Annotated in this window: 24 protein-coding genes; 2 read left to right on the top strand and 22 right to left on the bottom strand. The window is 44.6% G+C overall.

Going from position 1 to position 25,708, the window contains the following annotated elements; translation table 11 throughout:
- Positions 1-79: 79 nt before the first annotated feature.
- Positions 80-997: a diacylglycerol kinase gene (locus tag GZ22_RS03035; protein WP_038558553.1), complete on the bottom strand. Its 918-nt coding sequence runs from the start codon at positions 995-997 to the stop codon at positions 80-82.
- Positions 998-1,358: 361 nt separating this feature from the next.
- On the opposite strand from GZ22_RS03035, the gene GZ22_RS03030 reads away from it, so the two are divergent.
- Positions 1,359-2,030: an O-methyltransferase gene (locus GZ22_RS03030; RefSeq protein WP_038558551.1), complete on the top strand. Its 672-nt coding sequence runs from the start codon at positions 1,359-1,361 to the stop codon at positions 2,028-2,030.
- 39 nt (positions 2,031-2,069) lie between these two features.
- Here the strand turns inward: GZ22_RS03030 and GZ22_RS03025 are convergent, their stop codons facing one another.
- From GZ22_RS03025 to GZ22_RS02975, 12 genes are all read right to left on the bottom strand, one after another.
- The gene (locus tag GZ22_RS03025; RefSeq protein WP_051747992.1) at positions 2,070-2,783 is read right to left on the bottom strand and encodes a dienelactone hydrolase family protein; all 714 of its coding nucleotides are present in this window, start codon (positions 2,781-2,783) and stop codon (positions 2,070-2,072) included.
- A gap of 108 nt (positions 2,784-2,891) precedes the next feature.
- A complete protein-coding gene (gatB, locus tag GZ22_RS03020) occupies positions 2,892-4,322 on the bottom strand; it encodes an Asp-tRNA(Asn)/Glu-tRNA(Gln) amidotransferase subunit GatB (protein ID WP_038558549.1) in 1,431 nt (476 codons plus the stop codon).
- Positions 4,319-5,785, bottom strand: a complete 1,467-nt coding sequence (gatA, locus tag GZ22_RS03015; RefSeq protein WP_038558547.1) for an Asp-tRNA(Asn)/Glu-tRNA(Gln) amidotransferase subunit GatA — start codon at positions 5,783-5,785, stop codon at positions 4,319-4,321. The genes gatB and gatA overlap by 4 nt, the downstream gene beginning before the upstream one ends.
- Before the next feature lie 11 nt (positions 5,786-5,796).
- Positions 5,797-6,087: an Asp-tRNA(Asn)/Glu-tRNA(Gln) amidotransferase subunit GatC gene (gene gatC, locus GZ22_RS03010; protein ID WP_038558545.1), complete on the bottom strand. Its 291-nt coding sequence runs from the start codon at positions 6,085-6,087 to the stop codon at positions 5,797-5,799.
- A 277-nt stretch (positions 6,088-6,364) separates the two neighbouring features.
- On the bottom strand, positions 6,365-6,496 hold the full coding sequence (locus tag GZ22_RS18955; RefSeq protein ID WP_281176669.1) for a hypothetical protein: 132 nt from the start codon (positions 6,494-6,496) through the stop codon (positions 6,365-6,367).
- Between the two features lie 14 nt (positions 6,497-6,510).
- Positions 6,511-7,794, bottom strand: coding sequence for a helix-turn-helix domain-containing protein (locus GZ22_RS03005; RefSeq protein WP_084160630.1), 1,284 nt, complete (start codon positions 7,792-7,794; stop codon positions 6,511-6,513).
- A gap of 197 nt (positions 7,795-7,991) precedes the next feature.
- Positions 7,992-9,206 carry a CamS family sex pheromone protein gene (locus tag GZ22_RS03000; protein WP_038558541.1) on the bottom strand — a complete coding sequence of 405 codons (1,215 nt, stop codon included), beginning with the start codon at positions 9,204-9,206 and terminating at the stop codon, positions 7,992-7,994.
- Positions 9,207-9,219: 13 nt separating this feature from the next.
- Entirely contained in the window at positions 9,220-11,226 is a 2,007-nt protein-coding gene (gene ligA / locus GZ22_RS02995) for an NAD-dependent DNA ligase LigA (RefSeq protein WP_038558539.1), read from the bottom strand.
- 14 nt (positions 11,227-11,240) lie between these two features.
- On the bottom strand, positions 11,241-13,460 hold the full coding sequence (gene pcrA, locus GZ22_RS02990) for a DNA helicase PcrA (protein ID WP_038558537.1): 2,220 nt from the start codon (positions 13,458-13,460) through the stop codon (positions 11,241-11,243).
- A 13-nt stretch (positions 13,461-13,473) separates the two neighbouring features.
- Positions 13,474-14,163 (bottom strand): heptaprenylglyceryl phosphate synthase, encoded by a 690-nt coding sequence (gene pcrB, locus GZ22_RS02985; protein WP_038558535.1) that lies wholly within the window; start codon positions 14,161-14,163, stop codon positions 13,474-13,476.
- Between the two features lie 139 nt (positions 14,164-14,302).
- On the bottom strand, positions 14,303-15,295 hold the full coding sequence (locus tag GZ22_RS02980; protein WP_038558533.1) for a Gfo/Idh/MocA family protein: 993 nt from the start codon (positions 15,293-15,295) through the stop codon (positions 14,303-14,305).
- A 14-nt stretch (positions 15,296-15,309) separates the two neighbouring features.
- The gene (locus GZ22_RS02975; RefSeq protein WP_038558531.1) at positions 15,310-15,612 is read right to left on the bottom strand and encodes a YerC/YecD family TrpR-related protein; all 303 of its coding nucleotides are present in this window, start codon (positions 15,610-15,612) and stop codon (positions 15,310-15,312) included.
- Between the two features lie 168 nt (positions 15,613-15,780).
- Between GZ22_RS02975 and GZ22_RS02970 the strand changes: the two genes are divergently transcribed.
- A complete protein-coding gene (locus tag GZ22_RS02970; RefSeq protein ID WP_038558529.1) occupies positions 15,781-16,005 on the top strand; it encodes a YgaP family membrane protein in 225 nt (74 codons plus the stop codon).
- A gap of 38 nt (positions 16,006-16,043) precedes the next feature.
- On the opposite strand, the gene purD is transcribed toward GZ22_RS02970, so the two are convergent.
- Genes purD through purC form a run of 9 tightly spaced genes read right to left on the bottom strand, consistent with a single transcriptional unit; the run spans position 16,044 to position 25,689 of the window.
- Positions 16,044-17,297, bottom strand: a complete 1,254-nt coding sequence (gene purD, locus GZ22_RS02965; RefSeq protein WP_038558527.1) for a phosphoribosylamine--glycine ligase — start codon at positions 17,295-17,297, stop codon at positions 16,044-16,046.
- 18 nt (positions 17,298-17,315) lie between these two features.
- Positions 17,316-18,842 (bottom strand): bifunctional phosphoribosylaminoimidazolecarboxamide formyltransferase/IMP cyclohydrolase, encoded by a 1,527-nt coding sequence (gene purH / locus GZ22_RS02960; RefSeq protein ID WP_038565515.1) that lies wholly within the window; start codon positions 18,840-18,842, stop codon positions 17,316-17,318.
- A 15-nt stretch (positions 18,843-18,857) separates the two neighbouring features.
- Positions 18,858-19,421, bottom strand: a complete 564-nt coding sequence (gene purN, locus GZ22_RS02955) for a phosphoribosylglycinamide formyltransferase (protein WP_038558525.1) — start codon at positions 19,419-19,421, stop codon at positions 18,858-18,860.
- Positions 19,418-20,443 carry a phosphoribosylformylglycinamidine cyclo-ligase gene (gene purM / locus GZ22_RS02950; RefSeq protein WP_038558523.1) on the bottom strand — a complete coding sequence of 342 codons (1,026 nt, stop codon included), beginning with the start codon at positions 20,441-20,443 and terminating at the stop codon, positions 19,418-19,420. The genes purN and purM overlap by 4 nt, the downstream gene beginning before the upstream one ends.
- Before the next feature lie 10 nt (positions 20,444-20,453).
- Positions 20,454-21,866 (bottom strand): amidophosphoribosyltransferase, encoded by a 1,413-nt coding sequence (gene purF / locus GZ22_RS02945; protein WP_038558521.1) that lies wholly within the window; start codon positions 21,864-21,866, stop codon positions 20,454-20,456.
- Positions 21,842-24,064 carry a phosphoribosylformylglycinamidine synthase subunit PurL gene (gene purL / locus GZ22_RS02940; protein ID WP_038558519.1) on the bottom strand — a complete coding sequence of 741 codons (2,223 nt, stop codon included), beginning with the start codon at positions 24,062-24,064 and terminating at the stop codon, positions 21,842-21,844. The genes purF and purL overlap by 25 nt, the downstream gene beginning before the upstream one ends.
- Positions 24,048-24,731, bottom strand: coding sequence for a phosphoribosylformylglycinamidine synthase subunit PurQ (purQ, locus tag GZ22_RS02935; RefSeq protein WP_038558517.1), 684 nt, complete (start codon positions 24,729-24,731; stop codon positions 24,048-24,050). Before purQ ends, purL begins: the two co-directional genes overlap by 17 nt.
- On the bottom strand, positions 24,728-24,979 hold the full coding sequence (purS, locus tag GZ22_RS02930) for a phosphoribosylformylglycinamidine synthase subunit PurS (RefSeq protein ID WP_038558515.1): 252 nt from the start codon (positions 24,977-24,979) through the stop codon (positions 24,728-24,730). The genes purQ and purS overlap by 4 nt, the downstream gene beginning before the upstream one ends.
- Entirely contained in the window at positions 24,976-25,689 is a 714-nt protein-coding gene (gene purC, locus GZ22_RS02925) for a phosphoribosylaminoimidazolesuccinocarboxamide synthase (protein ID WP_038558513.1), read from the bottom strand. The genes purS and purC overlap by 4 nt, the downstream gene beginning before the upstream one ends.
- Positions 25,690-25,708: the final 19 nt, after the last annotated feature.

Below are 25,708 nucleotides of genomic sequence, written 5' to 3'. Positions count from 1 at the left end.
GATTGTATCACATTGTGGCTGAAATCAGAAATCTAGGTCTATTACCCGGGAAATATGTCGAAAAAAGAAACAAGACAGCTTAGTCAACTAAGCTATCTTGTTTCTGGATGAATTCTTCTGTAACGAAGTATTCAATGTGCTGATGCAGATTGACGAATTCACCTGGCAATAAACCACCGTATTCGCCATCGATGTTCAACTGCATCTTATCAGCAGGTTTTACCTTAATCCGGTTCGCTCTTGTATAAAAAATAAGGTCATGATCCAAATGGGCTCCTCTGATTGCCAAGGAAGCGATGCGGATGAATTCAGCTATATTCGTTTTGCGTAAGATTACCAAATCGAACAATCCATCATCCAACAGCGCGTCCGGTGCGAGCTTCTCGAAGCCGCCGACAGAGTTTGTATTAGACACAAGGAAAAGCATGATCTCATCCTCGAACCATTTGCCATCATACTCAATTTCAACCTTGATTGGACGAAGAGATGGCAGCATTTCGATGCCTTTTAAATAATAGGCCATCTGCCCAAGCATTGTCTTCGTCTTGCTTGGAACATCATAAGTAAGCTCTGTCAGCTTCCCTCCGCCAGCGATATTCATAAAGTAATGGTCATTGACCTTACCGATATCGAGCTTGCGAGTCTTGCCTTCCACAATGATCTCAGCTGCTCGCTTAATATTACGCGGAATAAATAGTGCACGAGCTAAATCATTCGTCGTACCGACTGGAATTATGCCGAGCTTTGGCCGGTTTGGCTGTTCCGCCAAGCCTGATACGACCTCGTTGACAGTACCGTCCCCGCCGCATGCAACGACAAGATCGTAGCCGCGCTCTACTGCCAAGCGCGCTGCCGCCGTTGCATCTCCTTCACATGTGGTCGCATGCGTCGAAGTTTCATAGCCTGCCTTTTCAAAAATTTCTAATACATCTGGGAGTTCGCGTCTGAACGCTTCTTTACCTGATGTTGGGTTGTAAATGATCCGAGCCCGTTTCATTGTATTGCCTCCTACCAAACCTTACGTTCACATTGTCCAAGTCTTATCATAGCTTTTTTTTCCTATTTTGAAAAGGTCTTTGCCCGCTGCTGGAAGCCTATCTCGATCAGTATAGGAATAATATGCCCCTTTTAACCCGGTTTCAGGAAATTCCTTGGCTTTTGCCAAGTGTGGTAATAGACGTCACTTTATTTGCTTCTTCATATTATATTTCCGTTCCGCAACTATGCAATTGGCATATTCCTATCTTTTCTCTAATATATATTGATGTTCCGCCCTTTTATTCTGTAATGCTAACAAAGTGAATTTTTTATATTTTTTTCTACTCATTCACTAAACTATATAGGGAGAAGAGGAGGAGATGAATGTTATGGAAAACAAATGGAGCGACGTAGATACTGTGTTTTTGAATAGCTTGCTGCCTGCCGAAGAGGATCATAGCTATGTACTGGAAGCAAATCAAGAAGCAGAACTGCCGCAGATTGATGTATCTCCCTTACAAGGAAGACTATTGCATTTACTGGCGAAAATCAAAGGAGCTAAGCACATCCTGGAAATCGGCACCCTTGGCGGTTACAGCACGATTTGGCTCGCTAAAGCCCTTCCAGCTTCTGGAAAACTGTATACCCTGGAAGCCCATCCCTATTTTGCAGAAGTAGCACGAAGCAACATTGCCACAGCTGGACTGGAGGATAAAGCTGAAGTAGTCGTCGGTAATGCAAATGACACACTGCCAGAACTCTATAATGAGCAGAAAAACGTTTTTGATTTCATCTTCCTCGACGCCGATAAACAAAGTTATCCAGAATACCTTAAATGGGCTATCAAGCTAGCGGCACCTGGAGCAGTCATTGTTGCTGATAATGTAGTCCGCGAAGGCGAAGTAGCCAATGAGCAAAGCACTGACGAACGTGTCCTAGGCGTACAGCAATTCCTAAAACTACTCTCAACCGAACCTCGCATTGAAGCTACAGCTGTTCAGACAGTCGGAAGTAAAGGTTATGATGGATTTGTTCTTGGATATGTAAAATAGGTCGAATGGGTGCTTCCTTACGAACAAGCGCCCATTTTTTCAACTGAAGTTTTCGCTCAGCCAAAACTTGAGTCCATCTACCATATCCTCCGAAAACTGATGATTGACTTCGTTGTAAATATCAAAGGTAACATCGGGACTGCTACAGTACGCATAATAAGCATACTGCCCAGAGATATCGATAGTTTGATCACTATCTCCATGCATAAGCAATACAGGCTTTCCGCTATATGCGTAAAGTATCGGATCGTACGTTTCTAACACTGCTCTCTCCTTGCCAGACAATTCTCCTCTTCCGTCTGTTTTTCTGAAAAAATCATCTGTAATTACAAAGGTGCCTGATCCATTCACGTTTACCAAACCTTGTACTTCAGTATTCTTTGCAAAAATACTACTTGCTATAAAGCCGCCCATAGAACTGCCAATGACAAGGACGTCCTTCTTATTCACTTTCAAGTCGGCTATCAATATATCGAATTCATCGATTGTCTGAAATACTGTACCCCAGAACATGCGCTGACGAGTACTTATGTCGAAGTAATTTTCTATGGTCCCTCTGCTGTCATGATGGACCATGTCAGGTAAAACTACCGTATATCCTAGTTCCTGGAGCTCTTCTGCTAAGTCATAATATCCGGTAGTACTGCCTGCCCATCCGTGATATATGACAAGTATCGGAGTTTTCGTATTAGTACCCTGATAAAAGTGATAAGGCAGTTTCTGATGACTGTTAGGATCAATTGACTGAACCATCTTGCCACCCTCCTTTTCTTATATTCTACCAAAGCTTGAATCAATTAGAAGTTGGTATTAAAAAGTTCAATACATAAAAAAATCCCGCCAAAAGGCGGGATTTTCTAGTTAGCGCTTATTCATTTCCGCAATCAGGATTTTGTTTACCATCGGCGGGTTGGCTTGACCTTTAGTCTGTTTCATAACTTGGCCGACTAGGAAGCCGAGTGCACGGTCTTTCCCGTTCTTGAAGTCAACGACAGATTGTTCGTTCTGATCAAGGATGCTTGAGATGATTTCAGTTAGCTGACCTTCATCAGAGATTTGGACAAGTCCTTTATCTTTTACGATCTGCTCTGGATCGCCACCATTTTCAATAAGCTCCGCGAATACTTTCTTCGCCAATTTAGAGGAAAGTGTGCCATCTTCAATCAATGTAATCATCTTAGCTAGTCCTTCTGGCGTTAGAGCTGTATCAGAAAGGTCTTTCTGCTGCTTGTTCAAGTATGCAGAAACCTCACCCATCAGCCAGTTAGAAGCAGCTTTTGGATCAGCATCAGCTTTCAATGTAGCTTCGAAGAAGTCGGACATTTCAACGCTTAGCGTCAATACCATTGCATCATATGCTGGTAAGCCTAGCTCGTTTACATAGCGGGCTTTACGAGCATCTGGAAGTTCAGGGATGGATGCACGGACGCGTTCCTTCCAAGCGTCGTCAATGTACAATGGTACAAGATCCGGCTCTGGGAAGTAACGGTAATCGTCAGATCCTTCTTTGATACGCATTAGGATTGTCTCTTTTGTAGACTCATCATAACGGCGTGTTTCCTGCAGGATTTCTCCTCCAGCAAGCAAAACCTTCTGCTGGCGTTTCTCTTCGAATTCAAGACCTTTTTGCACGAATGTGAAACTGTTTAAGTTCTTCAGCTCTGCTTTTGTACCAAATTTCTCTTGTCCGATTGGACGAAGGGAAATGTTGGCGTCACAGCGAAGGGAACCTTCTTCCATTTTCACGTCAGATACGCCTGTGTATTGGATGATGTTGCGAATCTTCTCTAAGTAAGCATACGCTTCAGCAGGTGTACGAAGATCTGGCTCGGAAACAATTTCGATCAATGGTGTTCCTTGACGGTTGTAATCGACAAGGGAGTAGCCGTCGCCTGTGTGAGACAGTTTACCAGCATCCTCTTCCATATGAATACGTGTGATACCGATTTTCTTTGTATACCCGTCTACTTCAATTTCGATCCAGCCATTCTCTCCGATCGGCTGATCGAATTGAGAAATCTGGTAAGCTTTCGGGTTATCCGGATAGAAGTAGTTCTTCCGGTCGAATTTTGTATGTGTCGCGATTTCACAGTTCAGTGCCATCGCTGCTTTCATAGCAAAGTTTACTGCTTCTTTATTTAAGACAGGAAGCACACCTGGGTACCCAAGGTCGATTGGGTTGGTGTTTTCATTTGGTGCAGCACCGAATGCATTTGGGCTCGGACTGAAAATCTTAGATTTCGTTTTCAGCTCCACGTGTACTTCGAGTCCGATGATAGTTTCGAAATTCATCCTTTTACGCCTCCCAATGCCGGTTTCTGTTTGTGATGATCTGTTGCTTGCTCGAATGCGTGAGCAGCGCGGTAGATCGTCGCCTCATCAAAGTGCTTCCCGATGATTTGCAAGCCAATCGGCAGCCCTTCGCTTGAGAATCCGCAAGGCAAGGAGATTCCTGGTACGCCAGCAAGGTTTACAGGGATTGTCAGGATATCTGTAGCGTACATTGTCAATGGATCTTCTACTTTTTCGCCAACTTTGAAAGCTGGAGTTGGAGTTGTTGGTCCAACGATGACATCATAGTCTTCGAACACTTTGTCAAAGTCGTTTTTGATCAATGTACGTGCTTTTTGTGCTTTTTTATAATAAGCATCATAATAGCCGGAGCTAAGAGCGAACGTACCAAGCATGATGCGGCGTTTTACTTCTTCACCAAAACCATCGCGGCGGGAATATTTAAACACATCGATCATGTTTTCTGCTTGTGTAGAGCGAACACCATAGCGGACGCCATCAAAACGCGCTAAGTTAGCTGATGCTTCAGAAGAAGACAGCAAGTAGTAAGCTGCTACTGCGTAACGAGAGTGAGGCAGGGAAACTTCTTCCCAAGTTGCGCCAAGATCCTCATACACTTTTAGTGCAGCTTTGATGGATTCACGAACTTCGTCAGAAACGCCTTCGCCAAGATACTCGGAAGGTACGGCAATGCGCAAACCTTTCACATCTTGTTTCAAAGCTTCTGTGTAGTTCGGAATTTCTACGTCAGCACTTGTAGAATCCATTTCATCATGACCTACGATTGCTTGCAGCAAGTGCGCGTTATCTTCAACCGTACGAGTCATCGGTCCGATTTGGTCAAGAGATGATGCGAATGCAACAAGACCGAAACGGGATACAAGACCGTATGTAGGCTTCAAGCCGACTACGCCACAGAATGCAGCTGGTTCACGGATGGAACCACCTGTATCAGATCCCAGGGAGAAGAATACCTCTCCTGCTGCTACAGCAGCTGCAGACGCACCACTTGATCCGCCTGGAACATAATCTGTATTCCAAGGGTTGCGTGTCGTGAAGTAAGCAGAGTTTTCATTAGAAGAACCCATCGCAAATTCATCCATGTTCAGTTTACCGATTGTAACAGTCTTCTTATCCTTTAGCTTGGAAACGACTGTTGCATCGTATAGCGGGTCTGTGAAGTTATCAAGGAACTTACTCGCACAAGTTGTACGAAGACCTTTTGTTACGATGTTGTCCTTAATACCAATAGGAATACCGAATAGTGGGTTGTCGCCACCCTGCTCGTCCAATTCCTTAGCAGCTGCACGCGCATTTTCTTCATCAAGCGTCAAGAAAGCTTTCACTTCATCGTCTACTTCTTTAATACGTGCATAGGAAGCATCCACAAGATCCGTTACCGTGATCTCTTTGTTATGTAGCTTTTCCTGCAATTCTTTCAATGTATAATCAAACAAAGACATAATCTTCCTCCTCAGTCCAAAATCGACGGCACACGGAACTGGCCATTTTTCTGATCCGGTGCATTTTTCAATGCATCCTCCCGGTCGATCCACTTGCGCGCTTCATCCTCACGCATAACGTTCTTCAAATCAAGCACGTGCGTCGTAGGCTCCACATTATCAGTATCAAGCTCATTCAAAAGCTCGGCATACCCGATAATCGCATCAAGTTCCTTCGTCATTTTTTCTGCTTCTTCGTCAGTAATTGCAAGACGCGCCAAATGCGCTACATGCAACACCTGTTCTTTCGTAATCTCTGACATACTGTCACCTCCGAAATTCACCTTACATGTATATAAAAATGATCATAGCAAAAGGAGCTGCCGTAAAGCAACCAGACTATAACATATAACTATTTTAGCACGTTTTTACCTCTAAACGAAACTTAGCACAATAAAAAGAAAAAGCCCGCCTTATCCGAAAATAAAGCGGGCGATTGAGGGTCTTACTTAAGGGAAATAGTACATGATGTACATATTCGGCGAAGGAATGGAATCTCCTTCTTGGGAAAAGAAAAAAATGTAGCAAAAGCTACATTTCTTAGAATGGTAGATTTATAATTGTGTACGCACTAGGTTGATTATCCGCTGTATTAATTTCGTTAGAAGAAGATAATAGAAGGCCCGCGCCAAGTGCAACCACAGCAGCAATAGCAATTACTAATTTTTTCATATAATTTTTCCTCCTTATATTTTAAGCAAGTCTTCATAAGATTTGCTTGCTAATTTATAATAGTAAGCAGCATTTTTGTATTTTTTTATTTCCTCATAATGTGCTGCAATCATATTAGAATAGATTATTGTGTATACTTTATCTTCTTGATCCAGCAAATATGGAATCAAGTGATTTGTAACTAAATCTTCGTATTGGTGATGATCCTTATTTAAAATTGCTTTAAAGACCTTTATTTCTAGTTTTACCAACTTACTCCCTATTGAGTTCTCATCCATAATTTGTTCAGCCTTAACTATATAGGATTCAGCTTCTGCGAACTCTTTAGTAATGATATACTCACGTATAAGAGAAGTTACTGTAGTTAATTTGTAGTTTAAAGGGACATTTTTAAGATTAAATGCAGTCTTATAGAACTCAATCGCTTCGATAGAATTACCTGCACGAGAATGTAAGTAACCTAGATTATGGTTTGTAAGCTGTATTACATCGTTATTGTCAGTTATTTCACCCAAATGCTTTGCTAAATTATATTGTTTGATCGCTTCTTCAAGCATGTGCAACCTTCTATAAGATATACCTAAGATTATATGGCATTGCGCACATCGAACAAACTTATAACTATTTCTAAAAATAGCTAATGCCTTGTTGGCATATTCTAAAGCACTGAGATCATTAACCAACTTACTGTGTAAAATACTTATCACATATAGAAGATCTGCTTTTTCATCGTCTAAGAGTTCCAATTTGTCCATAATAGACTCGGCTTCTTGATAAAATCTAAGAGCTTTAGTAAATTCAGAAAGTTCCATGTGATAATAATTGCCTACAAATTTGTTCCAATAAAAAGCTTGTAAAGCATCAAATGAGTTCTGAACTTGTTCTAAACGTTCAATTTGATCCTTCGCTTCCTGCACTCTGCCCTCAACCAAAAAAAACCTGATCTTCTGTATTTCGAACAACATCTCATGGTCGGAATTGTTTGCTTTGAACAATGCTTCAAGTTCCTGGAACCGCTGTCTTCTTTCTTCGGCATTATGCACTTCGTAAAGCATGCCGTACCATTCCTCAGCCTTTTCCTTAATCATATCCTCGTTCTCCGCGTTAAGCTGGATTCCGAGTCGTTCACATAATAATGCGATGACTTCTGGACTAGCATCGGTTTTCTGGTTTTCGATTTTGGACAGGTAGGATTCTGAAACAATGCCCGCTGCTAGGTCTTCTTGCGTCATATTCTGCTTGATTCTATGTAGTTTAATTAAAGGGCCTATTTCCATTTGGGCTACACCTCGAAACATAGTTATTTCTTTCTGCGTAAGAGCTTGTGCCCAAGACCGTTGCTGGGATGTGTTCCTGCTTTCATTCTAACACATCCCGGCTTTAAGTATATTGGGAAAGTAGGGATTGAAGCATGTGCTTCTCTACCTATTTCCTGGTGATACTTTCCTAGTCTTGTCTAATAATGCAATTTTTTGTCTCTTTTTGTATGGCTGCTTTAATTAAGGATGTAAACTTCAGGTTCTTTCGTATCATGCTCCCTCGTAATGATTGCTTCTGTCTGATCATTTGAAGTGATGTTGATTTCCAGATCATAATAGTTCGGGAAGATATCCATAATCTGGCTGTAAGCATATTGTGTGAAGGCAACTACTTCAGCGTTCCCTTCAAATTGAATCGGGATATCGATCGTCAGTTTCTTAAGCTCGTCATTTTGGTAGAAACCTCTGCCGACCATTCCTGTGTAATTCGGGAAGAAGCTTGCCACCTTAGTTGTGAAAGCGGAAATATATTGACTTTCATCTGGGTGGTTTTCATTTGCAGCATCAGAAGGGAATAAGACGTTATCTTCGTCGATTTTATCCCAATCGCCGACTGAGCTGCTGCCTTTATCTACTGTAGTTTCGGCAACGAAGTTACCTGGCACGACAGATTCCTTCTTGGCTTCCTGGTAAACGGTAATGTGAATCGGAACTTCACTTAAGCCGTCTATGTCACGCATTCTTTCGACAATCTTCTTAGACATTTCATTCGCCTGTGCAAGCATCTTGTCCTCAGGAATTTCCTCACGGTAAGGACCTTTACCACCAGTCGTAAACTGGTATTCCGATTTCATCGCAAGTGCAATGGAGACTCCACCTAGCTTGATATCACCATTCTCGTCCTCCACCATATAATCCTGCTCTAGAATGTGGGATAGGTATTTCGGATTATCACGGAAATCCTTCTCCGATGCTTTGTCTTCATTTAGCTCTGGGTTGAGTCCAAGCTCCTTCGCTTCTTCATCAGCGGATGTTTTGCCCTTATCGTCCTTTTGTGCTTTGGCATAACGGCCGATCCAGCTATAAAGCGTATCACTATCGAGCATTTGTCCTTCACGGAAATAATAATCGTCCGGACTGAATACATCCTTCGAATGGTTGCGAAGTCCCTCTTCGACTTCATCGATATCCAATCGGTTGGCAATTTGGTTGATGATTACTCCGCGAGCTGCACTAGTCTCATAGTTGACGACGCCTTTAGATTTACCGCTCTCATAAGGCAGCAGCACCTTGTATTCTTCGTCTGAGAAATTGTAGCTGGAAACGACGGACGTTTTTTCCCCGCCATCTGCCGTTTCCTGCTTCACTTCTTCTTCCCCGCCGCCAGACGGTCCGCAGCTTGCCAGCAATATGAGTGCTCCTATAGACAGAACACCTGCTAATTTCTTCATGTGTTTCTCCTCTCTATTCCTGTAACGCTTCGATCAAACGTGCTTCATCCCATATCTCTATACCGAGCTTCTCTGCTTTTTCATATTTAGATCCAGCATCCTCGCCGGCAATCAGCAAGTCTGTTTTTTTGCTGACACTTCCTGTGACAATACCACCAAGTGCCTCTATTTTCTCTTTCGCTTCTGGTCTTGTGAGAGCCTCCATTTTTCCGGTCAAAACAATTGTCTTACCGCTAAAAATGCTGTCACTTGTTACTTCCTGTGGCTTGATACCTTTATAGGTCATGTTGACGCCTACAGCTTTTAGCTCTTCAATCAGCTGCGTTACTTTGTCTTCTTGGAAATGCTGATAAATGGAGTCGGCCATTTTCTCTCCGATTTCATCAATAGCGACAAGTTCCTCAACAGTCGCCTGCTGCAGTCTGTCAATCGTTTCAAATGCTTGCGCTAATGTTTTCGCCGCTTTCGCTCCAACAAAGCGGATGCCTAGTCCGAACAACAAGCGCTCCAAAGAATTGTCCTTAGACGCTTCAATTGATTTAAGAAGGTTATCAGCCGATTTTTCACCCATGCGCTCCAGTTCAAGCAAAGCGTCACGGTCAAGTTTATACAAATCATCGATTGTATGCACTAATTCAGAGCGGTACAGCTGGATGATGACCTTCTCTCCAAGTCCATCAATATTCATGGCATTCCGGGAAACAAAATGAATCAATCCTTCGACAAGCTGTGCCGGGCAGTTCGGATTGATACAGCGAAGAGCGACTTCCTCTTCCAAACGAACTGTTTCACTGCCGCATTCCGGACAGTGCTCTGGCATATGGAATTCCTGCTCATCTCCTGTACGCGCATCTGTAACAACACGGACAACCTCTGGAATAATGTCACCGGCCTTTTTAATGACTACCGTATCCCCGATACGAATATCCTTCTCGCGAATCAGGTCTTCATTATGCAGTGTTGCTCGCTGCACTGTCGTTCCTGCCACTCGGACAGGTTCCAGCAATGCTGTTGGTGTGATGACACCTGTGCGCCCTACATTCAACTCTATATCATATAGCTTTGTGGTCACTTCTTCGGCTGGGAATTTGTATGCAATTGCCCAACGCGGTGTACGAGCCGTGAAGCCAAGTTCATCCTGCTGTTCCCGCTTGTCCACCTTGATTACAATACCATCGATTTCGTAGCTTAATTCGCGTCGTTTGGCGCTCCATTCCTCGACGTAGGCGAGCACTTCCTCGATTGTACGGCAGCGTCGGCGTTCTTTATTTGTCTTAAAGCTTAGCTGTTCCAAATAGTCGAGCAGCCCGCTATGGGAATCCAAATTATTAGTCTCCCATAGTCCAGAACCATAAAGAAAGACGTCCAAATTACGGCTGGCAGCAATCTTCGGATCAAGCTGACGCAAAGACCCAGCTGCAGCATTACGCGGATTCGCAAAAGGCGCTTCGCCGTTTTCTTCTTTTTGAGCATTCAGCGCTGCAAAAGATTTTTGTGGCATAAATGCCTCTCCGCGCACCTCGATTGCTTCCTCTAAATCAATTCGAAGCGGGATGCTGCGAATTGTCCGTAGATTCTGGGTAATATCCTCACCAGTCGTCCCATCACCGCGTGTTGCACCTTGGACGAACTCTCCATTTTCGTAACGGAGGGAAACAGCTAGTCCATCAATCTTCAGCTCACAGATATACGAGTAGTCATCTGTTTCCAAGCCGTTTCGGACCCGCTTATCGAAGCTTCGCAAATCTTCTTCATTAAAAGCGTTGCCCAAGGATAGCATCGGTACGCGATGCTCTACCTTATTGAAGCCTTCAAGCGGAGCGCCGCCAACACGCTGGGATGGCGAATCGTTTGTGACAAGGTCTGGAAATTCTGCTTCGATATCAAGCAGTCGCTTCAAGGTCTGATCATATTCGTAATCGGACACCTGTGGATTATCAAGGACGTGATAATCATAATTATATTGATTGAGCTTTTTGCGCAAATCCGCAAGCTCTAAGATTGCTTCTTCTTTGTTCATGCTTGCCACCTCGGTTAAGCTTTTGTGATCGGTGCGAATGAAGCAAGTAGCCGTTTGATACCGACAGGCGCTGGGAAGGCGATATCAAGCTCCATCGCTTCTCCTTCTCCGTTGACCTTGACTACTGTTCCTTCGCCCCACTTCTTATGAACGGCCTTGTCACCAGGTCCCCATCCGAGCGCATCTGCTCCGGATTTAGGTTTCGGCTTACGGACGATACGTTTTTGCTCTTGTGGTTTAGCTGCTTGGCGGCCGTTTCCAAGTCCGAATGGATTTTGTTTCGTCTCTTGTATACCTTCCAGCAGTTCACGCGGAATTTCACCAATAAAGCGGCTGACCGGGTTCATATTCGTCCGGCCAAATAATGTCCGCATCTTAGCATTAGTGAGGAATAATTCCTGTTCTGCGCGGGTGATACCCACATAAGCAAGACGACGTTCTTCTTCCATCTCTGTCTCATCCATCTGGGAACGACTATGCGGAAATACGTTCTCTTCCATTCCGATCAAGAACACAACCGGAAACTCAAGTCCTTTGGCACCGTGAAGCGTCATTAGAATGACTTTATCATCGCTGGATGGATCTTCATCCATGGAATCGATATCAGCAATCAGCGCAAGATCTGTCAGGAAAGTAACCAGAGTTTTATCTTCACTCGTCTGCTCGAAGTTTTTTGTTACTGTCTTGAACTCTTCTAAGTTCTCAAGTCGGCTCTGTGATTCAATGCTTCGTTCTGCCTTCAGCATATCCTCATATCCTGAACCCTCCAGCACCTGCTCGACCATATCCGTCGCAGTAAGAAAATCGGTCTGCTTGGCCCAGTTGCTGATCATCGCCCCGAACTCACTTAGAGCATTGGCAGCTTTGGCACTGACGCCAGTGAAATCAACTTCTTTAAGCGTATCAAACAAAGAAATCTCGTGTTCGTTTGCATATGCCTGTAGTTTTTCGATTGATGTTTTACCGATGCCTCGCTTCGGTTCATTGACTACCCGTTCAAAGCTGATGTCATCATCCGGATTTGCAATCAAACGCAGATAAGCTAGCATATCCTTGATTTCTTTACGATCATAGAACTTCGTACCGCCGATCATTTGATATGGAACGCCTGCTTTTACAAACGTTTCCTCAATAGATCGGGACTGGGCATTCGTCCGGTAAAGAATCGCAATATCGCGGTAATTCCGCTTTTTCTCCATCATGACCATTTCTTCAATTTTTTCGGTTACATATAACGCTTCATCACGCTCAGTAGCTGCTTCGTAATATCGCAGCTTTGAGCCATCAATATTGTCTGTCCAAAGATTTTTCGGTTTACGTCCTGAGTTGTTGCCGATTACTTTGTTCGCTGCATCCAGTATTGTCTTTGTCGAGCGATAGTTCTGCTCGAGCATGACGACCTTTGCGTTTGGATAATCCTTTTCAAAAGAAAGGATATTCGTAATGTCTGCGCCCCTCCATCGGTAGATGGATTGATCGGAGTCTCCGACTACACAAAGGTTTTTATAACGGGAAGCCAGCTGGTTTACCAAACGATACTGCGCGTGGTTTGTATCCTGATACTCATCCACGTGGATGTACTGAAAACGACGTTGGTAATATTGCAGCACTTCCGGCACCCGGTCAAACAGCTGGATTGTCTGCATGATCAAGTCGTCAAAATCCAACGATTGATTACGACGCAATGTCTTTTGGTACAGGTCGAAGATTTCGGCTACTTTTCTTTCATAGACACTTCCAGCTTCCTTGCTGTATTGATCAGGTGTAATCAGTTCGTTTTTCGCTGAGCTGATGGCACCGAGCATCGCACGCGGATCGTATTGCTTCGGATCAAGGTTAAGCCGTTTGAGTGCTTGCTTGATCACAGAAAGCTGGTCGCTTGTATCCAGTATGGAAAAATTGCTATTGTATCCTATTCTGTCTATATCACGGCGTAAAATGCGTACACACATAGAGTGAAAAGTCGAAACCCAAATCTGAGAACCTTCATCTCCAACTAATTTGTGTACACGTTCCCGCATTTCTCGAGCTGCTTTATTTGTGAAGGTTATCGCCAAGATACTGCGCGGCGACACTTCCTTCTCGCCAAGCAAATAGGCAATTCTGTTCGTCAGAACGCGTGTCTTACCGCTTCCTGCACCGGCCATGATCAGAAGCGGCCCTTCGGTATGCTTAACCGCTTCTGCTTGTTCTTTATTTAAACCATTTATTAAATCATTCGCCAATTGGCTCATGTTTGCACCGCCTTTATTTCTTTCCTTTTACCGCTCTCACTGTCTTCAGAGCAGCCTTTATATTATCATACACGCTGTTTCCGACAATAATCACATCAGCATATTGCTTCATCTCCGCTGCTTGCTCCGGCGAAACGATACCGCCTCCATAAAATAGCAGTGTGTTTGAAAGCTGATTTTTCACTTTGCTAACAAGTTCAGGGTCAGCATACGCTCCGCTGTTTTCCAGATAAAAAATCGGGAGCTTGTACATATGCTCCGCCATATAAGCGTAAGCAATAGTATCTTCCTCGGTCGGCATCTCACATTGAGTGTGGGTGAAAACCTTCGCTTCTGGATTGATGACACAATAGCCTTCCATCATGATTTCATCCCAGTGCATCATATCCCGATACGCCTTGACTGCTTCATGATGCAGTCCCATGACCCATTGCTTGTCCTTACTATTCATCACCATCGGCACATAATAAAAATCGAAGCCAGGTGTTAAAGCCTCCATTGTGCTAATCTCCAGAATGACCGGAACTGTGTGACGTCGAATCCGTGCGAGCAAATCGAGGACACCATCCAGTGTCACGTTGTCTGTTCCTCCGACAATGATGGCATCTGTACCGGATTCACAGATTCTCTCCAAATCTTCATCGCCGATTTCTTTGGCTGGATCGAGCTTGAATATATGTTGCCACTCTTTCATGTTATACACGTGTATATCCTCCATTACTTGCTTCCATAACGTTCATTATAGCAAAAATCGACTGGATAATTTAGTGGTTAAGGCGAGGAAAATACGAAGAGTTTGCGAATGAAGAAAGCCTGGCAACCGATTGCCAGGCTTCAGTGTATCATTGGATCCGATCAGCTGGGTATATCAAGCCAAACTGACTTCGCGCTTTCTCCATAATTTCGGCTACAGATAGTGCAAGTTCATGTGTGTTGATACTTGATTCCCGCTTTCCTGATTGAATGAGATTCACAAATTCCTCTATTTCATATCTCATGTTATGTTCGTTATCCTGCGGACCGCTGATGGTATCTTCTGTGCTGTCGTGATATTGGATTCTTACGTCCTCAAAATGTCCAATATGATCGATCCTGATCGTCGCATCTTCTCCTTGAATCTCAGAAGGTAACGTAGAGCTGGTTATTTTTGAATAGTAAACAAGTGCCTCCATACCATCATACGTCAGCGTTATTGTTGCTTGACCATCCACACCGGACTCAAGCAAAGTTCCGCTCGCCTTGATTTCTTTCGGTTTGCCAAAAAGTGCAACGAGCGGATATAAGCAATAGATACCAATATCCATCGTAGCGCCATTACTGAGTTCAGGATTGAACGCATTCAGAATCGTTCCCTGCCGATAAGCATCGTAACGGGACGAATACTGACAAAGCTGTGCCACATAGCGGCGCACCGGTCCGATTTTCTCCAGATTCTCCTTAACAGCATGGAAATTCGGCAAAAACGTCGATTTCATCGCTTCCATAAACAATACATCATGCTGCTTTGCTGTTTGAATTAGATCTTTCACTTCAGCAGTATTGGATGCCAGCGGCTTTTCACATAAAACATGAACACCATGCTGCATGAAAATCTTGGCTTGTCCCGCATGCAAAGCATTCGGACTTGCAATATAAACTGCATCGATTTCTCCGCTCGCCGCCATCTGTTCAATGTCGATGAACGTATGTACTGCTTTATGCTTGTTGGCGAATTCCTCCGCTTTTTCAAGCTTACGTGAGTAGACAGCCGTCAGCTCAAAGCTGTCGACCTTTTTAGCTGCTTCCAGAAATATTTCTGTAATCCAGTTCGTTCCGACCACACCAAAGCGTACCATCCAATGTCAGCTCCTTATTCTTCTGGTTTCTCTTCTAAACGCTCAAGAACCGTATTATAGCCATCGTTCCCATAATTGAGGCAGCGTTTCACACGGGAAATCGTTGTTGTCGATGCACTCGTCTCTTGAACGATTGCATGATACGTCGCTCCATCACGCAGCATCTTCGCCACTTGAAGGCGTTGTGTAAGCGATTGAATTTCGCTGATTGTCGCAATGTCATCGAAGAAGCGATAGCATTCCTCGACATCTTTTAATGAAAGTATTGCCTGAAATAATTCATCTAAATGCTCACCACGGAGCTTATCAAGCTGCATACAGCTTCCCTCCCCCATACGCACGTATGTGCTTCTTACCTTATCTTTTATCATACATCATCTCGGCCCATTTGCGTAATACGATGCGCATTGGAATTTTTATACTAGCATAAACGCCTGATATAGCAGGAAAAATAGAGTTAATAACAGAAAGGGGTGCATCAAGCTTTGAAACCGAATATTGGAATAATCCAGGCAATGATTCGGATTGCGACTGGCGTCAGCATGGTCGGGTATGCCACTGCTGCACTTGTCACAAAACCGAAGCAATTAACTGCCCATTTAACTTTGCTAGCAGGTGCCATCAAGATCGCAGAAGGTATTGTGCGTTATTGCCCGAGCATGACTCTGATCAATCAATTTCGCCAAAAACAAGATTCTCAAGGGGAATAAAAAAGAAGAACTGGCCCGTATACCAGTTCTTCTTTCCTTTATTTCCCGAATCCAATATCAGTCCGATAATGGAAATTTGGGTTATCTTTAAAAATATTAAGTCCTGTTTTGACACTTTCCACCGCATCCGTACGATTATGGTGTACAGAACCGATGAACAAGATCCGTCCTCCATTAGAAACATAGACGTCTGCCGTTTTTTCCGTTCCCGCATGAATACAGTATACGTCCTGCGGAAGTTCTGTTAAGTCAGGAATTGGAAGCTGCTTGTCATAGCTTCCTGGGTAGCCGCTTGCAGCAATTACAGTACCAGTAGCATAAGCATCCTTCCACGTTAGCTTCGGATCAATACCAGCCGTAACATCTCGCATTACTTGTAGCAAATCATTTTCCAACAGTGGTAAAATGACCTGTGTTTCAGGATCTCCGAAACGGGCATTGAATTCAATTACTTTCGGGCCGTCTGTTGTTTCAATAAGTCCGGCGTACAAAACACCAGTAAAGGAACGTTCTTCTTTTACAAGTCCAGCTGCAACAGGCTTTAGAATACGTTCGATTGCTTCATCAATCACAGTCTGCTGCAGATCTGGGATTGGTGCATATGCACCCATGCCGCCTGTATTCGGCCCCTGGTCATTATCGTAAACGCGCTTATGATCACGAGCAGGCACGAGTGGGTAAACATCTTTACCATTTACGAAAGCCATAAGTGAAAATTCCTTACCATCAAGGAAATCCTCGATAATAACAAGGCTGCCCGCTTGGCCGAACTGGTTATCGACCAGCATGCTTTCAACAGCTTCATTTGCTTCCTCAACTGTCAAAGCTACAACAACGCCTTTACCAGCGGCAAGACCATCTGCTTTCACTACAATTGGCGCACCTTTTTTCGCAATATAAACTTTTGCTTTCTCCGCATCAGAAAAAGTCTCACTCGCAGCAGTTGGGATCGCATGTACACGCATAAAGCTTTTCGCGTAATCTTTGCTTCCCTCAATTAAAGCAGCTTCCTTCGTAGGTCCGAATACGTTAAGATTTTCCTGTTGAAAAGCATTGACGACACCTGCAAGCAAAGGAATTTCAGGGCCGACAAACGTCCAGTCAATTTGTTCTTCCTTTGCAAAATGAACAAGGTCATCTACAGCTGTTACATCAATCGGCACACAAGTGGCCAAATCAGCTATACCGCCATTACCTGGCGCTGCATACAATGCTGTTATCTCGGTACTTGAAGCTAGCTTTGCGACGATACTATGCTCGCGGCCGCCGCTGCCTATCACAAGAACTTTCACAATGTCTCCTCCTGACAATTAATGCTTGAAGTGGCGCATATCTGTGTAGACCATCGCAAGGTTGTGCGCATTACATACAGCTACAGAATCTTCGTCTCGTTTAGATCCGCCTGGCTGGATGATAGCTGTCACACCAGCTTTAACTGCTGCTTCGACTGTATCCGGCATCGGGAAGAAGGCATCTGATGCGAGCACGGCTCCTGCTGCTTTCTCACCTGCTTGTTCCAAAGCGATTTTAGCAGCACCAACACGATTCATTTGTCCTGCTCCGACACCTATTGTCTGATCATCTTTTGCCACAACGATGGCATTGGATTTCACGTGCTTCACAACTTTCCAGGAGAAGAGAAGGTTCTTCATTTCTTCCTCTGTAGGCTTACGATCAGTCGCTATAGTAAGTTCTGCTTCTGTTACAGCTCCAGCATCATAATCCTGTACAAGCAAACCGCCGCTTACGCTAACGACTTTTTTCGTTTGCTGGATAGCATCTGCTGCAAGCTCCAATAAACGAATGTTTTTCTTCTCTGTCAATAAAGCCATTGCTTCTTCTGTGAAGCCTGGTGCAATGACGATTTCCAAAAAAATCTCTTTCAGCTGCAATGCTGTGTCTCTATCTACTTCACGGTTCAAAGCTACAATTCCACCGAAAATAGATGTAGAGTCTGCTTCAAATGCTTTTTGGAACGCATTTGAAATAGTTTCGCCAATGCCAACGCCGCAAGGGTTCATATGTTTGACGGCTACTGCAGCAGGCTCCTGGAATTCCATAACGATCTCAAGTGCCGCATTTGCATCCTGAATATTGTTATAAGAAAGCTCCTTGCCATGCAGCTGCTTTGCATTTGCAATGGAAGCTCCTTTGACGATTGGATCCTTGTAGAATGCTGCTGCCTGATGAGGATTTTCTCCATAACGTAAGGATTGAACTTTTTCATATGTGAGCGTCAATGTTTCCGTATCATGCTCTTCGTTCAATTCAGCGAAATAACTTGCAATCATCGCGTCATAGTTAGCTGTATGGCGGAATACTTTACCTGCTAAACGGCGTTTTGCTTCATAAGAAAGTTCACCCTGTTGTAAAGCAGACAAAGTTGCGTCGTAATCTTCTGGATCAACTAAAACAGTGACACCTGCAAAGTTTTTAGCTGCTGAACGAAGCATTGTCGGTCCGCCAATATCGATATTTTCGATTGCATCCGCTTCTGTAACACCTTGCTTCTCAATCGTATTTTTAAACGGATAAAGATTGACCACGACCAAATCGATTGGCGTAATATCGCGCTCTTTTAGCTGTTGCATATGGCTTTCGTCATCTCTTCTAGCTAACAAACCTCCGTGGATGGCTGGGTGCAATGTCTTTACACGTCCGTCCATGATTTCATCAAATTTTGTCACGTCAGACACTGCTACAGCTAGAATACCTTCTTCTTGCAGCTGTTTCAGAGTGCCTCCAGTTGAAATGATTTCATAACCCAATGCTGCCAATCCTTTAGCAAATGGGATGATTCCTGTTTTATCTGATACGCTGATCAACGCTCGTGGCATGACAGTCATTCCTTTCTATCTCTTTCTTTTGAGTATGTACGAAATCGTTTCCGGATAAAGACGGTGCTCAATTGCTTGAATTCGCTGATGCAAAGTATGATGTGTATCTTTTTCCAACACTGGAACTGCTTCTTGGGCGATGATATTTCCTGTATCCATTCCTGCATCAACAAAATGGATTGTCACTCCGCTCAACTTCACACCTGCAGACAAAGCCTGCCCGATAGCATCTTTGCCAGCAAATGCAGGCAGCAGCGACGGGTGGATGTTAAGAATTCGTTCTGGATATGCTTCCAGCAGTGTCGGTCCGATCAAGCGCATGTAACCAGCCAGAAAAATCCATTCTATCTGTTTCTCCTGCAGCTTAGTCAGAATTGCTTGTTCATAGGATTGTTTATCTTTAAAGGTTTTCGGATCACAGACAAAAACTTCTGTGTCCCACCCTTCTGCCTTGTTTATAACAGGTGCTTCCGGTTTATCACAAACAAGCAGCTGGATTGTACAAGGTAATTCCGATGCTTGCACAATCGCTTCAGCGTTGCTGCCGCTGCCGGAAGCAAAAACAGCAGCTGAAATCATGAGGAAAACTCCACGCCTGTCTTGTCAGTTACTTCACCTATGATCCAGGCGCGCTCACCAGCTTCTTGCAAAATCGTCATCGTCTCTTCCACATCTTCCTCGGAGACAATCAGCGCCATACCGATTCCTGTATTGAATACACCGAACATATCCTCGAATACTAGCTGTGCTTTTTCCATTAAGAATTCATAGATAGCTGGCAGCTCCCAGCTTCCGGTTTGGATTCGAACACCCAGATCCTCGGGCACTGCACGCGGCAGGTTCTCATGGAAGCCGCCGCCAGTAATATGAGAGATACCATGAATATCGATTTTCTCTTGGACTGCACGCACTGCTTTCGAGTAAATCTTTGTTGGCTCAAGCAGGATCTCCCCTAAAGGACGATCAAATGGTGCGTACACCTCATCTAGGCTCAGTCCATGCTGGTCGATCAAACGGCGCACCAGGGAGAATCCATTGGAATGCAGACCACTAGAAGCAATCCCGATAATTGCATCGCCGTCTTTGACATCAGCTCCACTTATTAGCTTTGACTTCTCTCCGATACCGACGACAAATCCAGCCAAATCATATTCTTCCGCTCCGTACATGCCTGGCATTTCAGCTGTCTCGCCGCCGATCAAAGCAGCACCTGCTTCAACGCATCCATCGGCGATACCTTTGACAATCTGCTCAATTTTCTCTGGTTCGTTTTTGCCGCATGCGATGTAATCAAGGAAGAACAATGCTTGTGCGCCTTGAGCGATGATATCATTCACACACATAGCGACAAGGTCTATTCCGACTGTATCATGCTGATCCATATCAAAAGCTAGCTTTAGTTTCGTGCCAACTCCATCCGTTCCGGAAACAAGTACCGGTTCTTTATAGGAGAAAGACGATAAGTCGAACAGTCCTGCAAACGCGCCTACACCGCCGATCACTTCCGGACGGTTTGTACGGTTAATATGTTTTTTCATTAAATCTACTGCACGATAGCCTGCTTCAACATCCACGCCGGCTTGTTTGTAAAGTTCGCTCATGCTTGCCCTCCTAACATTTGTACGCCGGAAGTACTGTATCCGGATAGATTTCAGTTGGATAATTTCCTGTAAAGCATGCTTTGCAAATACCATGTGTCATCGTGTCGTTATCTCCAACAATGCAATCTTCCAGACCTTCGACTGTTAAGAATGATAGAGAATCTGCTTCAATCAGCTCGCGCATCTCCTCAATGCTGTGGTTAGCAGCAATCAGCTCAGATGTTGTCGATGTATCAATACCATAAAAGCATGGATTTTGGATCGGAGGAGAAGCGATGCGCACATGTACTTCTGTTGCTCCTGCTTCTTTCAGCATCCGTACAATGCGTTTGCTCGTCGTCCCGCGCACGATAGAATCATCAACCATGACTACGCGTTTTCCCTCGACAATCCCACGCACAGCCGATAGCTTCATTTTCACACCTTGTTCACGAAGCTCCTGAGAAGGCTGGATAAAAGTACGACCGACATAACGGTTTTTGATTAATCCCAGCTCGTATGGAATGCCAGAAGCCTCGGAAAATCCAATAGCAGCAGAAATACTTGAATCAGGGACACCTGTCACAACATCCGCTTCGATTGGTGCCTCCTGTGCGAGCACTTTCCCCATTATTTTACGAGAAGCATGAACGTTCAGTCCGTTCAAATTAGAATCCGGACGGGAGAAATACACATACTCCATGGAACAAAGCGATCTTTCAAGAGTAGAAGAAAAACGTTGTGTATGAAGACCAGCATCACTGATCGTAATCAATTCACCTGGCTCAACTTCGCGTACATATTCCGCGCCTGTTACATCAAAAGCACAAGTTTCAGAGGATACTACCCAAGCATCACCAAGGCGGCCAAGTGATAACGGACGCAAACCCTTAGGATCGACTGCTACAAATAGCTGGGTTTCGGTAAGGATTGTTAGACTGTAAGCACCTTTAACCATGCTGAGAGCTGACTTGATTGCCTCTTCCAATTCAATCTGACCGCTGCGCTTGATTAAATGAGCAATCACCTCTGTATCAGAGGATGTCTGCAAAATGCTGCCCTGTGCTTCCAGCTGTTGTTTTAGTCCGTATGCATTGACGAGATTTCCATTATGAGCGATTGCCAAGCTATCTTTTTGAGAACGGAAAAGCAATGGCTGCACGTTCTCATATCCTCCCCCGCCAGCAGTAGCATAGCGGACATGGCCAATCGCTGCATTACCGTTCAGCTTGTTGAACTGTCCTTCGGAAAATACCTCATTAATCAGGCCGATTCCTTTGTGCAAATGAAGGTTTTCGCGATCAGTCGTGACGATACCGGCACCTTCCTGCCCGCGGTGCTGCAAGGCATGAAGTCCGTAATATGTCACTTCTGCTGCTTTCTCATGTCCCCAAATCGCAAAGACGCCGCATTCCTCATTCAAGCCTTTGATTTCAGCAAGCATGGGATAGCTCCTTTCCAAAGTGCCTCGAGTGTCGGTACTGCTTCTGAGATGATAGCCTTTCCGTCTTGTTCTATAGCAAGCTCTGCTTCTTCTGTCACCAAACCAATTTGCTTGGCCCCTGGGACTGCCTGTTCAAAAGCTGCCTGTTTTTCTTGTGAAACTGTCAAAAGAAAGCGGGACTGTGATTCACTGAAAAGCGCTGTCGTTACATCACCATCGAGTGTTACCTTAGCTCCAAGCTCTGTACCGAACAAGCTTTCTGCCAACGCAACACCAAGTCCGCCTTCTGCCAGGTCATGTGCAGACGCTACGAAGCCTTGTTGGATACTAGCTAGCACTGATTGTTGATTACTTGCTTCCACATCCAGATCAATAGCAGGTGCTTTGCCGTAATAACGTCCTTCCAGCACATTCTGCAGCTCGCTTCCGCCGAATTCTGCCTTTGTTTCACCTAATAGATAAATAGCATCACCGTTTTGTTTGAATTGGCTTGTCGTTACGTGTGCCAGATTCTCGACCAAACCGACCATTCCGACGATCGGTGTCGGGAAAATTGCTTGCTGATTGGACTCGTTATAAAGCGATACGTTACCGCTGATTACCGGTGTTTCCAGTGCTAGACATGCAGCGCTCATACCATCGACGCTTTTTTCCATTTGCCAGAAGTTCTCTGGCTTATCAGGGTTTCCGAAGTTCAATCCGTCTGTCAGTGCAAGTGGCTTCGCACCAGAACTGATGATATTACGAGCAGCTTCTGCGACAGCAATTTTGCCGCCTGTTTCTGGATCCAGGTAGATATAACGAGAGTTACAATCTGTCGTCATCGCAATGGCTTTTTCTGTGCCTCGTACACGTACGATAGCCGCGTCGCTTCCAGGTGCGACTACTGTACTTGCGCCAACCATGCTATCATATTGATCATAAACATATTCCTTGCTGGCAATCGTCGGCTGCTGCAATAACTGCTTCAGCATGGCTGCATGATTCATAACAGCTGGCTTGTAATCAATTGTCTGGAATTCTGTGTAATAGTCAGGTACTTTTGACTCTTTGTAATAAACTGGTGCATCCTCAGCCAGGCTATCAACTGGAATCTCTGCAGCAACTTCACCGTGATGTAAAAGACGGAACTGCTTGTCATCCGTTACAGTACCTACAGCAACAGCTTGTAGTCCGTATTTTTCGAATACTTCGATGATGCCCTGCTCTTGTCCTTTCTTCACGACAAGCAGCATACGCTCTTGGGACTCTGAAAGCATCAGTTCATATGGCGTCATATGCTGTTCACGCTGCGGCACAAGATCAAGATTCATTTCCATGCCCATTCCAGCTTTGCTTGCCATTTCACTTGCACTGGATGTTAAACCAGCTGCACCCATATCCTGGATACCAACAAGCGCTTCATGCTGAATCACTTCCAAGCATGCTTCAATCAAAAGTTTTTCCATGAATGGATCACCAACCTGAACAGAAGGGCGCTTTGATTCAGACTCTTCGCTCAAGTCTTCTGATGCAAACGTCGCACCATGGATACCATCACGGCCAGTTGGAGCACCTGCGTAGATAACCGTATTACCGACACCAGCAGCAATCCCTTTTTGGATATCCTTTTGGTCGATCAAACCAACGCACATTGCATTTACAAGCGGGTTGCCTTCGTAGCTATCATCAAACTGGATCTCACCGCCAACAGTTGGTACACCAACACAGTTTCCGTAACCAGCAATACCGTGGACAACTTCCTCAAGCAAGTATTTAACACGCGGCGTAGTCAGGTTACCGAACCGTAAACTATTTAATAGAGCAATTGGCCGAGCTCCCATGGAGAATACATCACGGATGATACCGCCGACGCCTGTAGCTGCGCCTTGATACGGCTCGACAGCTGATGGGTGATTATGACTCTCGATTTTAAATACAACCGCTTTGTCATCCCCGATATCAACAATTCCGGCACCTTCGCCTGGTCCTTGAAGGACATGTGGTCCTTCCGTCGGGAACTTGCGCAATAATGGCTTGGATGTTTTGTAGCTGCAATGCTCCGACCACATAACGGAGAAAATGCCTGTTTCCGTAAAATTCGGCTGTCTGCCAAGGATATTCTTGACGGATTGGAATTCTTCATCTGTCAAACCCATATCCCGGTACAGATGATCTTGTTCGATTTTTTCCGGACTGATTTCAGCTTGTTGTAACATACATTTCCCTCCAGTGTTGTAGTACGGATTGGAACATTGCAAGCCCATCGCTTGAACCGAGCAGATCTTCAACAGCTCGTTCTGGATGCGGCATCATGCCTAGCACATTACCTGCTTTGTTGACGATCCCGGCAATATCAGCCCGTGAACCATTCGGATTGTTCTTGTAAGTAAAAACAATCTGATTATTTTGCTTCAACTCTTCCAGTGTTACATCGTCACAGTAGTAATTTCCTTCACCGTGGGCGATTGGGATTTCAATTTGCTGGCCTTTTTCATAGCCGCTAGTGAACATCGTATCGTCTCTTTCGACAACGAGTGTCTCGTAATGGCACATGAACTTCAGCTTTTCATTTCGCAGCATAGCACCTGGCAGCAAGCCCGTTTCCAATAAAATCTGGAAGCCATTGCACACACCAAGGACTGGTGTACCAGCTTCTGCTTTCATCTTGATCTGGTTCAATACATTGGATACAGATGCGATTGCACCGGAGCGAAGATAATCACCGTAGCTGAATCCACCTGGAAGCAAGATAGCATCATAATCTGCTAGATTCGCATTTTCATACCATACTAGATCGACTTCTTCTCCTAAACCGTCCCGAACCGCATGGTACATATCCCGGTCACAGTTGGAGCCTGGAAACACGATGACAGCAAATTTCACGAGCGTATACCCTCCTCGACTGTATAGCTGTATTCCTCCATGACAGGGTTGGCAAGCAGTTTATCACACATACGCTGTACTTCCAGCGCAACATCAGCTTCATTCGGCAGCGTCATTTCGATGTACTTCCCTACACGAGTTTCTGCTACATCTGGGAATCCATTCGCCTGCAATGCTTCCTGTACAGCCTTACCTTGCGGGTCCAAAACCCCTTCTTTCAGCGTGATAAAGATTTTTACCTTTTTCATTTTGCTGCCTCCAGTCGATTTAAGATTGCATCATATACGTCGATCAAGTTACCAAGGTCTTCACGGAATACATCCTTGTCCATCTTGCCGCCATTCTCTTTGTCCCAAAGCCGGCAAGTGTCCGGAGAAATTTCATCTGATAAAAGGATGGAGCCGTCGTGGTCACGGCCGAATTCAAGTTTGAAATCGACCAGCTGCAGCCCGACTCTATCAAAGAACGTCTGCAGATGCTGGTTAACTTCCAATGCTGCTTGCTTAATGAAGGCAAGCTCTTCTTCATTCACATCCGTCAGCAATAACGCATGTGCATCATTAATAATCGGATCATCTAAGCTATCATCCTTATAGTAAAGCTCTGTCAAAACGGGTTGGAAAACGGTCTTTTCCGGAATACCAAGTCTTCTAGTAATGCTTCCTGCTGCAACATTCCGAACGACTACTTCAAGTGGTACAATCGTCGTCTTCTTCACGAGCTGCTCCGTTTCGCTGAGCGGCTTGATGAAGTGCGATGAAATGCCCTGATTCTTCAAGTATTCAAAAATATGGGTCGAGATAAGATTGTTGTAGCGGCCTTTTCCTTCGAAGCTTGCTTTCTTCTTGCCATTGAATGCTGTTGCATCATTTTTATAAGAGAGCACGAGTTCTTGCTCATTTTCGGCTGATTGAAACACTTGCTTGGCTTTTCCTTCGTACAGCAATTTTCCTCTCACGTTCTCCACCCCGTTTGTC

The sequence above is a fragment of the Terribacillus saccharophilus genome (genome assembly GCF_000725365.1).
In the GTDB taxonomy this organism is placed as follows: domain Bacteria; phylum Bacillota; class Bacilli; order Bacillales; family Amphibacillaceae; genus Terribacillus; species Terribacillus saccharophilus.
The sequence above is the reverse complement of the archived record's forward strand: the minus strand, read 5'-3'. Positions and strand labels throughout refer to the sequence as shown.